The following is a 503-nucleotide window of genomic DNA, read 5'->3' on the forward strand; positions in this document are numbered from 1 at the left end:
GGCGTCTGCCCCGACGGCGTCGGCGTGTGGTCGCTGGCAGGCCCCGGCAGGTCGAGCCGTGCCGGCTTCGCGTCGGCCGTGAGGGGCAGCCGTGCGTCCACCACCCACCTCCGGCCCGCGGTCGGCCCGGCCTCGAGGGTCCCGCCGAGGGCCTCGGCCCGCTCGCGCATGGTCACCAACCCCCACCCCGCCCCGCGTGCGCCGCCGCCACCTCCCGTGCTGGTGACGCGGAGGTGGAGCACCTCGTCGTCGTGCTCCACGGCGACCTCGACCCCCGCGCCGTCGCCGTGCTTGACCGCGTTGGTCAGGGCCTCCTGGAGCACGCGGTACGCGGCCTGGTCCACGGCGGCGGGCAGGTCGGGAAGGTCGTCGAGGGCGCAGCCCCGGCGGGTCAGGTCGAGCCCCTGGGCCGTGATCGCGGCGAGCAGGGCGGGTGCCTCGCGCAGGCGCGGGGGCGAGGTCGCGTCGTCGGGCGCGGCCTGCTCGGGAGCCCTCGCGGCGTC

1 protein-coding gene is annotated in these 503 nt (G+C 78.7%); it reads right to left on the reverse strand.

Annotated elements, in window-relative coordinates; genetic code table 11:
* The coding region (locus tag L0B03_RS19060; RefSeq protein ID WP_374205038.1) for a sensor histidine kinase at nt 1-503 on the reverse strand (503 nt) is incomplete at both ends.

It is taken from the genome of Actinotalea sp. C106, assembly GCF_023630195.1.
Classification (GTDB): domain Bacteria; phylum Actinomycetota; class Actinomycetes; order Actinomycetales; family Cellulomonadaceae; genus Actinotalea.